Source organism: Deltaproteobacteria bacterium CG11_big_fil_rev_8_21_14_0_20_42_23 (genome assembly GCA_002796345.1).
GTDB lineage: Bacteria > UBA10199 > UBA10199 > 2-02-FULL-44-16 > 2-02-FULL-44-16 > 1-14-0-20-42-23.
The window spans coordinates 119,580-128,707 of record PCXC01000037.1; the positions used below are offsets into that span (position 1 = coordinate 119,580).

Below are 9,128 nucleotides of genomic sequence, written 5' to 3' on the forward strand. Positions count from 1 at the left end.
CAAATCTTCATCGTAAACAGCGATCCATTTTACAGACCAAGGTCTGCCAATTTTAACCCCAATCCTTCGAGAGTATTTTGTGCTTTGTGGAAAACTTCTTCCCATTTTTCGGCCGACCATAATTCGATGCGCTTGGTCATCCCCACGATGACCAGCTCTTTTTCGATGCCAGCATATTGTCGTAATTCTGGTGGGAGTAAAATTCTACCCGACTTATCAAGTGGACATTCAACGGCTGCTGAAATGAAAACTCGCTGCAATGCTTTCACCTCTTCAAGAAATTGTGGGAGGGCTGAAACTTTTTGTTCCAAGGCTTGCCATTCCGAAACGGGGTAGCCCCAAAGGCATCCATCGAAGTTGGTCACAATGAGCCGTTCGTCATAATTGGTGTTCAAGATCTCCCGAAATTTGGAAGGAATTGAAAGGCGACCTTTTTCATCAATTGTGTGTCGAAAACGTCCTCGGAACATAATTTTTCTCGTTTCCCTTCTATTTCTCCCACTTTATCCCACCTTCCTCCAAAGTACGTTAATAGATAGCCTCCCGTCAAGAACTATCATTCCCTAATACCTTGAAATATCGAAGTTTTTTCGAAACTTCCGTGTTTCGAACAGTTTTTAAAAGACATTTAAAATTAAGGGGTTACCCAAAAGAGCGAAAGTAAATGCTTGATATCTTTCCTAAACACCTGATAAAAAAGTCTTTGTCGAAACGCTTTAGAAACAACACACACAATGAACAGCAAACCCTTTTCCAACAAGCGTTTGCTGCCAACCAACAAACAAATTTCAACTTAAGGGGAGAAAACCGCACATGAAACACTGCAAGCTAAGTGTACTCGAAACAGGAACTTTTGCTCTGGATGGCGGCGCCATGTTTGGCGTTGTTCCCAAAGTTTTGTGGCAAAACCTCCTGCCACTTGATGATATAAATAGAGTAACACTTCACTTACGATGTCTGCTGGTTCAAGTTGATGGGAAGAACATTTTGATCGACACTGGCATTGGCAGCAAGAGTTCCGAAAAATTTTCCCACATGTTTCACATCGATCATTCTCAACACTCACTTCGCACTTCACTGGCCAAACATCAGCTCACAGAAGATGATATCACGCATGTCATCCTCACCCATTTGCACTTCGATCATGCTGGTGGAGCTACGAAAAAAAACAAGAGCGGTGAAATTGTACCCACATTTAAAAACGCAAAATATTACGTTCAGAAAAAAAATTATGACTGGGCAACTCATCCCAAAGAGAAAGACAAGGCAAGTTATCTTGGTGAAAATTTCCTCTCGCTTCAAGCACACAATCAACTTCATTTTCTGGAAGGCGAGCAAGAGCTTTTTGAAGGAATTCGCTTGAAATGTTTTCATGGTCATACTGCTGGCCAACAACTTCCACTCATTACTCTGGGCCAGCAATCTTACTTCTTTTGCGCAGATTTAATTCCCACAAGCGCACACATTTCTTTGCCTTGGATTATGGCTTACGACAACGAACCGCTCAAAACCCTGGAAGAAAAGAGAACACTGCTAGCAGAAGCCGTTCAAAATAAGTGGATTTTGATTTTTGAACATTGCCCGCTTCTTCAAGCTGCACGCGTTGAACACACCGAAAAGGGATTTGCGCTCACTGAAAAAATGGCAAAACTAGACACGCAGGAAGTTTAAGAAGAATGGCTTAGCTTCCAAAATATTCTGGCTGAAAAAAGAACCAGAAGCGATGCAAGCGCCATAATAAAAAGGTCTTCCGAAGAAGTGAAGCCCAAGACTGGAAAGTGAATTTGCCGCGCGTGAAAAGTGAGCGTAAACGCATTATTCAGCACATGCGCGAAGATGGGATAGACAAGGTTGTTGCTGCTTCCCATCAAAAACGAAAACATCACTCCCAACAGAAGATACAGATGAAAGTACCAAGGATTTTGATGGAGCAAGGCAAAAATAAATGCCGCTATCAAAATGCCGCGTCTTAATCCATAACGGGCTTGAAGTGACACTTGGCAATATCCACGCACCAAGATTTCCTCACAAAAACCAGGCAAGAGCGAAAGAATCAAAAGCTTCAGCACAAAATCTGTTTGAGAGTGAATGGTGAGTGCAGTTTCCATCGCTTGTCTTGCCAAATTTTCCGCCGGCAAAAATAAATCGGTGAACGAAGTGAGATACTCCATCAAAATATCGGCTGAAAAAGTGAAGAGAAGCGTTAACAGCAAAAGCTTGATCTGCGGCCTTTTGAAGGGAAAGAGAAAAGCGAAGTCAAATTTTTTCCAAGCCGAAATCAACAAAGGAAACAAAAGCACCACTCCCACTTCATTCAGCAAAACACCCCACAAAAAAGAATGCTTATGAACGAAAAATGAAATGGGATACTGCAACAAACTCACACCCACGATAGTGAGCCAGATAAGATTTCTACTGGGGAAACGTTTGGAGGGAAAAAACATCTTGAGCCGCCTTATCCATGACGTCTACTTTTTTGAAGCATAAAAATACCAAGCACAATTAAGGCCGAAGAAGCAAAAATAGCCAGAACATCAATCCACACTCCAGCGCCGCCAACAGGAAAACCCAAACCATATTGCTGCACGATCAGCACAAAAGTATTATTGATCATGTGGCACAAAATGGGCGTACGAAGTGTTCGTGTTTTGGCCGAAATCCAAGAAAGCGTTAGCCCCAAAATGAAGTAGAGATGCGGATGCCAGGTTGAGGGATGCATGAATGCGAAAAAAACGGCGGTGATTAAAATAGCAAATGTTTTTCCCACATGCCGTGAAAAGGTTCGCTGAATAAAACCTCGGAAGAACATTTCTTCACAAATTGGCGCCAACACACAAAGAAGCAGCAATTTTAAAAACGTATCCAGCGGTCCATACACCGTAAGCGTCTGACTGAGTGCCATTCTCAAGGTGTCGTTGAGTGGAGCCAACATTTCACTCACTACTCTCAGGTAAAAAATGATGATGGCCACACCAAGAATAAGACAAATAGAAGCCAAAAGATAATGCCGATTTGTTTTTCCAAAGGGCAGAAGATTTTTTGGGCTTTGCCCTGAGAGCTTAAGGATAATGAGCGGGAGAAGCAACATCACGCCTACTTCGTTGGCAACAACGCCCCACACAAAACTTACTTTTTGAATCACAATGCCAAGAGGAAACTGAAGTGCAGCAACAAGAACAAAGATAAGCAAAATAATCTGGGCCGGCGGTTGAGCAAAAGCTTCCAGCCTCGTTTTTTCTTCGGTGTGCTTGTGTGGAGTCATAATGAACGAAGGGCTTAACATAGAATGAAAAAGAATAACAACAGAACTCTTCTAAAAATTCTTCGCGTTTTCCTATTTACTTTTCCTTCTCGCCTGATTTAGAAGCTTTTTCATCATGAGCTTTCCCTCTCTTCAAACCGGCGACACCATTGGCATTGCAGCAAGCTCCGCTTCTTTTGATAAAGAACTTTTTGAAAAAGGGATTCAAGTTCTTCAAAGCTGGGGATTCAATACTTTTTTTCAGGAAGATATTTTTGACACGCACAAATACTTTGCTGGAACCGAAGAGCGAAGAAAGAAAGAATTTCTTTCTCTTTTTCATAACGAACAAATCAAAGCTATCATGTTTGCTCGTGGTGGTTTTGGCTCGCAACAATTTCTTTCCGAACTGAAGCAAGATCTTCATCCACAAGCAAAAAAACTTGTGATTGGCTTTTCTGATCTCACACCACTACTTAACATATTGGCAGGAAACAAGCTTGCACACTGCTTTTACGGCCCGGTCCTTACTCAGCTGAATAACAACAATGACACTGACGCTGGCTTGTATCTCAAAAATCTTTTAAGCACAGGATCACTTCCTTCTTTTGCCAATACGAAAGCAAAAGTGATTCAAGAAGGAAGTGTAAAAGGAAAAATATATGGGGGCTGCCTTAGCCTCATTACGTCTAGCATCGGAACTCCTTATGAACTGAAGCTCAAAAATGATATTTTATTTCTGGAAGATGTGGGCGAAAAACTTTACCAGCTCGATCGCATGCTCTTGCACCTGAAACATTCTGGTTTACTTCAACAAACATCAGCACTCATAGTGGGAAAAACAAAACCAAGTGATTCAAGCGAAGACAACTTTTTAAACCTCATTTCCGAATACGCAAAAGACATCAAAGGCCCAGTAGTGGCCAATTTTCCAAGTGGTCATGAAGTTCCTTTTTTCCCTCTTCCTCTTGGAATGGAAATGAAGTTAAACGCTTCTGCCCATGAATTTTCACTTACGTAAGAAAAATAATGGCGACACAACTCGACACACTTATCACTGAAGGTTTAGAAGAAATTTTTCCGTCTGCTGTTTTGCTGGCTTCTATAAAAGGAAAACCACTCATACATCAAGCCTATGGGAAAGCGAATCTTCACACTCTTTTTGACCTCGCCTCTCTCACCAAAGCCTTTTCAACCGCACTTCTCACAGCGTGTTTTTTTGATGCTGGACTTCTTCAGGCAAGCGATACCATCTCTCGTTTTGCTCCCCACTCATCCAGGCAAGCGTGGCACGATGAAGTTACCATCGAAATGCTGCTGAATCACCGCTCTGGTCTTCCTGCTTGGAAACCTTACTATCTCAACTTCTCGCCAGAGGAGGCTGGAAGCAAAGAAACAAAACAAAAATTGCTTGGGCTTTGTTGGGAAGAAAAACTTCTCCATAAGCCAAGAACGCAAACCGTCTACAGCGACATTGATCATTTACTTTTGGGAAGCATTCTTGAAACCGTTGCATCGTCTTCACTTCAGCATTTATTTGCTGAATATATCGCAAAAAAACTTTCTCTTTCTTCACTTCAGTTTTCGCCGGTTGAGGCAAACCTTGCTGCACCAAGCGGATTTTGCACCTGGAGACAAGCACCACTTCAAGGACAAGCTCACGATTATCACGCCTATCTTTTTGGAGGAACAGCGGGAAACGCAGGTTTATTCGGCACCGCAGAAGACTGTGCAAAAATAGCAGCAGCATTTTTTCTGCTTGATGATGGTGAAGATCACTTTATCACCAGCAAAACATGGAAAGATTTCTTTTCCTTTCCCGCAAAAAAACAAACGCAAGATAGCTTTACAGGAGGATGGAATATGCCTTCTGCACAAGATTCATCTTCCGGAAAATATTTCTCCGCAAGAAGCCTTGGTCATCTGGGATTCACCGGTTGTTCTCTTTGGATTGATCTCCAAAAAAGAAGTTTTGTCATTTTTCTCTGTAACCGGCTTGAAAAAGAAAACTCGCAAGAGAAAATGAAAGCCTTTAGACCGCGCTTGCACGATCTTTTGTTCGCAGATTTATAAATATTTCCTCTCTTCTTTTCTCCAAAAATAAAAGCAAAAACTATTCCGCAAAACGCCCGCAAGGCTTGCCAAGCATACTGTAGCGTGATAGTTTCCGCGGCTTAAGATAAGAAACTGTAGCATGCTTTCCTCTCTACATTTTAACAAGCAAACTCGGATCAAGGTTCAAGTTTTTAAGAAGGAAGAAATTATCATGACACAAGCTGTGAAAAAGATTCATTTTTTGGGCATTTGCGGAACAGGAATGGGAGCACTTGCAGAAATTCTTCAAGAAAAAGGATATGGCATTTCTGGTAGCGACCAAAACGTTTATCCTCCCATGAGCACTCAACTTGCATCTCTGGGCATCACCGCTTCGCAGGGATATGACTCGCAACACATTCCGCAAGATGCAGAATTAGTTGTGGTGGGAAATGTGATTCGCAAAGACAATCCCGAATTACTCGCCGCACAACAACGAAACCTCCCGCTGCTTTCCATGGCAGATACGCTGTATCAGGAATGCTTATCAAACAAAACTTCCATCGTCATTTCGGGAACTCACGGAAAAACAACCACCACAAGCCTTTGCGCCTGGCTCTTAGAATGCGCGCAAACTGATCCTGGTTTTTTTATCGGAGGAGTTGCCAACAATTTTGGAAAAAACGCCAGACTTGGAACAGGCCCATACTTTGTAGTGGAAGGCGATGAATACGACAGCGCTTGTTTTCAGAAGGAAGCTAAATTTTTACACTATCATCCAAAAGTGCTCATTCTCACTTCAGTAGAATTTGATCATGCCGATATCTACAAAAATCTCGATCATGTTCTAAGCGCGTTTGAAAAATTAATTTCACAACTCCCCGCAGATGGCCTGTTGATCGCAAATGGTGACAACGAAAATGTGGTGAAACTTGCAGAAAAAGCGCCGTGCAAAGTTGTCTATTACAGTCTTCAGTCCAAAACTGCCGAGTACCGCGTTGAAAATATTGAAAACACAGAAGAGGCAAGCAAATTTGAACTTCACACTCCACGAGGAACGTTGAAACTCACACTTCCTCTTCACGGACAGCATAACATTGGAAACGCTAGCGCTGCCGTGGCCTTGCTTTTGGAACTTGGCATTGAGCCAAGCCGTTTTGCAAAACAGCTTGCCGAATTTAAGGGCGTGAGAAGACGGCATGAAATCGTGGGAACCTACAAAGATATTATTTTCATCGACGACTTCGCGCATCATCCCACCGAAGTGAAGGCAACCATTGCAGCTGTACGCGACCGCTATCCTGGCAGAAGACTTTGGGCTGTTTTTGAGCCGCGGTCAAACACCAGCAGACGAAACACGTTTCAGCAAGACTACATCAAAGCTTTCATGGGTGCCGATCGTGTGTTGTTGGCAAAAGTGTACAATGAAGAAAGCATTCCTGAAGAAGAAAAACTTGATGTGCAAAAAATTGCCGACATTCTTATTCGAAGAGGACCAGATGCTCACTACATTCCAGACGCACAGTACTTAAAAGAATTTGTGCTGCGAGGAATTTCAAGTGGAGATGTTGTACTCTTTATGTCCAACGGAGACTTTGGGGGAATCCAGCGAGAAATTTTTGATGCCTTGGGAAAACGCCGTATCATCACGGATCCCAGCAACATCAAAATGGGAAGAGTGCCCAAAGCAAAAGCATCTACATGAAACCAAAGTATAGAAGACGACTTTATACAGCGATCATAGTTCTTGTTGGAACTTTTTCGTTTATGTTTAGTTTTTTTTGGTTGGTTCAACAACCTTTCGTCGTCAACTATGTCCTTGAAAGCGCTACCACCAGAAGTGATTGGGACATCTCCCTTGAAAAACTAAGAATCAAACCCTTTAGCCCAGGCGTTGAACTTACCGGCTTGAAACTGCAAAAAAAAGAGGCCGACACCAGAATAAGTTTAAGCAAGGCAAATCTCTCTTTAAATGTTTTTGGTTTTCTCCAGGGAAAACTTTCTTTCGATGAGTTTGCTGTTCAAAACTTATTTTTGCATTTTCCTGAGAAGAAAAAAAAAGAAGAAACAAAACATAAAAAGCTCAACACGAAACAACTTCTCTTACTTCAAAGTTTGGCAATCGAAACGGCTCAGGTCTCTCTGGCGCAGATTGAATTTGGAAATCAAAAAAGCATCCTTATTGATGAAGCTGAGATTGTCTTCAATCGTGATTTTTTTGGGAAAAGCACTCTCCACCTAAAGAGCAATGGGCTTGTGTTTGAGAGCGATAGCAATCGCGTTTTTCACGCTGGCTCCATTAGCCTTTTGTCCAAAACAAAACTGGAATCATGGGAAGAAAATTTTCCATACCTCAATAATATTTCGGGAGAACTCAACCTCCAAGATGGTGATATTGAACACACTCCCATCGACAAGCTCAACGCAAAAGTTAGCCTCAACAATGCGCAACTTGAACTCAGCCCGCTTCTTGTCACCATCAACAAAAGAAATTTGTCAGGAAAACTGAACCTCGATTTGGAGAAAGAAAACTTCAAGCTTAACATCGATATCCCCGAGGCCATTTCACTTCCTCACTTGGGAAAAAAATCTGATGTCTTTAATTCAGGCGGAAATATTTCTGGTTCTGTGCAACTAGCCGGAAACGGTTTTCTCCCTTCTACCTCAAGCGGAAGTGGAAAAATTGAACTGCATCATCTTTTTCATACCAGCGCTGACATTGAAAACATTGTCTCTGCCGAAGTTCAGTGGATAAATGGAAATGTCGCGCTGGAAAATGCTCTTCTTACAAGCGGTGAAGCGAAGGCCCAGCTTTCGGGAAGCATCAATATAAAAAGAAAAAATATGGATCTTGCAGCAAGCAGCGAATCGTTCCCTCTGGAAAATGTTTTTCTCAACTTTGAACAAGAAGATCTCCAAAAAATTCATGGCCTCACCAGTTTTGATCTTCACTTTACGGGATGGGGAAAGAAATTTTTACTCGCCATTACGGCAACTACAAATAATGGCGGTTGGGATCAAATTGCGATTGAAAAAATTGAAAGTGATTTCAACCTCACCTATGAAAAACTGGAACTTGCAAGTGCGCTCATTCAAGAAAACAAAACAAATGGAACAGCAAATCTTGTAATCAACTATGGGAAAAAAAATAAACTTGAAAATCGATCTAAAGACATCCAGCTCAGCGCAGACATAGATAAACTCGATCTTACAGCTCCTCTCGAAAAAGCTTATGGCCTTACCGGAAAAGCAAATGCACACTTCACGCTTTCAGGTTCGGAAACCAATTTCACCGGAAAAATAAAAGCTGTTGTCAACTCTGGTTCCTATTTCAGCGTTCCCTTCAACCAGCTCACATCACAAGTAAATCTCAGCCGTCACAAAATTGTATTCGATCACAACCAAATTCTTCTCAGCAGAAGCGACACGGTTCATTCCCTCGCCCCTGTATATATTGATATTGGAGAACGTGAAATGAAGATTTATGGAAATCCCTACCCTGGGGTTTCTTTAGACATGAGAAGAAACAAGTCTCAGAAAAGTTGGAACTTTAACCATCAGTATAAATCGCCTCAAAAAAATGAGTTACTTTCTTTCGATGGCAGCATTTCAGAAGAGGGAAATTTAAACTTAGGCTTAAAAGGAAACGTAGATCTTTCGCTTATTACTTTTATCCCTTCACTTGTACGAGAAGCAAACGGACCTGCAAAAATTGATCTCACCTTCAGAGGAAACTCAATAGATCCGCTGATTACCGGATCGATACAACTTGAACACAATCTCATTTCACCACGAACAATTCCACTTCGAATGGAGGAAGTGAACGGATCACTTGTCTTCAATCAGAAAAAAA

7 protein-coding genes are annotated in these 9,128 nt (G+C 41.9%); 4 read left to right on the forward strand and 3 right to left on the reverse strand.

The features are described from left to right. Positions 1-29: 29 nt before the first annotated feature. The gene (gene mraZ, locus COV43_04870) at positions 30-470 is read right to left on the reverse strand and encodes a division/cell wall cluster transcriptional repressor MraZ (GenBank protein ID PIR25684.1); all 441 of its coding nucleotides are present in this window, start codon (positions 468-470) and stop codon (positions 30-32) included. 343 nt (positions 471-813) lie between these two features. Between mraZ and COV43_04875 the strand changes: the two genes are divergently transcribed. Beyond that, positions 814-1,671 carry an MBL fold metallo-hydrolase gene (locus COV43_04875; GenBank protein ID PIR25685.1) on the forward strand — a complete coding sequence of 286 codons (858 nt, stop codon included), beginning with the start codon at positions 814-816 and terminating at the stop codon, positions 1,669-1,671. Here the strand turns inward: COV43_04875 and COV43_04880 are convergent. Then, positions 1,668-2,444: a hypothetical protein gene (locus COV43_04880; GenBank protein PIR25686.1), complete on the reverse strand. Its 777-nt coding sequence runs from the start codon at positions 2,442-2,444 to the stop codon at positions 1,668-1,670. The genes COV43_04875 and COV43_04880 overlap by 4 nt on opposite strands. Positions 2,445-2,455: 11 nt before the next feature. Next, the gene (locus COV43_04885; GenBank protein ID PIR25687.1) at positions 2,456-3,283 is read right to left on the reverse strand and encodes a hypothetical protein; all 828 of its coding nucleotides are present in this window, start codon (positions 3,281-3,283) and stop codon (positions 2,456-2,458) included. Between the two features lie 94 nt (positions 3,284-3,377). On the opposite strand from COV43_04885, the gene COV43_04890 reads away from it, so the two are divergent. From COV43_04890 to murC, 3 genes are all read left to right on the forward strand, one after another. After that, positions 3,378-4,262 (forward strand): hypothetical protein, encoded by an 885-nt coding sequence (locus tag COV43_04890; protein PIR25688.1) that lies wholly within the window; start codon positions 3,378-3,380, stop codon positions 4,260-4,262. Between the two features lie 8 nt (positions 4,263-4,270). Beyond that, positions 4,271-5,314, forward strand: a complete 1,044-nt coding sequence (locus COV43_04895; protein PIR25689.1) for a hypothetical protein — start codon at positions 4,271-4,273, stop codon at positions 5,312-5,314. Between the two features lie 121 nt (positions 5,315-5,435). Next, complete coding sequence (gene murC / locus COV43_04900) at positions 5,436-6,980, forward strand: UDP-N-acetylmuramate--L-alanine ligase (protein PIR25690.1); 1,545 nt, start codon at positions 5,436-5,438, stop codon at positions 6,978-6,980. Positions 6,981-9,128: the final 2,148 nt, after the last annotated feature.